This window comes from Bradyrhizobium sp. CCBAU 11361 (assembly GCF_028128935.1).
Lineage (GTDB): Bacteria > Pseudomonadota > Alphaproteobacteria > Rhizobiales > Xanthobacteraceae > Bradyrhizobium > Bradyrhizobium niftali.
The window spans coordinates 1-629 of sequence record NZ_LBJZ01000065.1 but is presented as its reverse complement, the minus strand read 5'-3'; the positions used below and the strand labels follow the sequence as shown (position 1 = coordinate 629).

The 629-nt window shown below is 63.6% G+C and carries 1 pseudogene; it reads left to right on the top strand.

Annotated features, from left to right (window positions below):
• Nucleotides 1-629: pseudogene (locus XI08_RS09850) on the top strand (SbcC/MukB-like Walker B domain-containing protein); the annotation flags it as partial.

Below are 629 nucleotides of genomic sequence, written 5' to 3'. Positions count from 1 at the left end.
GCAGAACGCCAGCGCCCTGCAGAAATCAATCGTCAATGCGATGACGCTCGACCACAACCAGACGGCGACGCAGTTCGTGCGGAACTACATCCTCGAGGACATTCCGATCGGCATCAAGGAGCTGCGCGAGTCGATCCAGACATACCGCAACATCAGCGAGACCATCCGGAAAATGCGCCTCAGGCTCGAAGCCCTGAGGGCGCTTCGGGGCGTCCTCGCCGCGCTTGAACAGGCGCTCGAGACCAAGTTCAGGGAGGAATGGGTCGCAAAACGCGCGACTTGGCTCGCGGCGCGCGCGACAAACCTGGACTTCAAGGCCAAGCGGCGTACCGAGATGGCGCGCCGGGACGCCGCAGCAAAAGAACTCGAATTCATCGACGACGACGTCAAGGCCATCGATAAGGAGATCGAACGCCTCACGGCCGCGATCGCCGAGCACGATGCCAAGACCGGCAGAAAGTTCCTGCAGCAGACCGCCGATGTGGCCGGGCAGGCGGCGCACCGCGCCTCGGCGGACTTCAAGGCTCGCATGGAGAACATCCGTCGCCTGGAGCCGCTACGCGCGATGTGCGCGGACGGTTTCGAGGACTTCGTTCCTGCGCTTGAGCGTCTTCTGACCGCCACCGCCG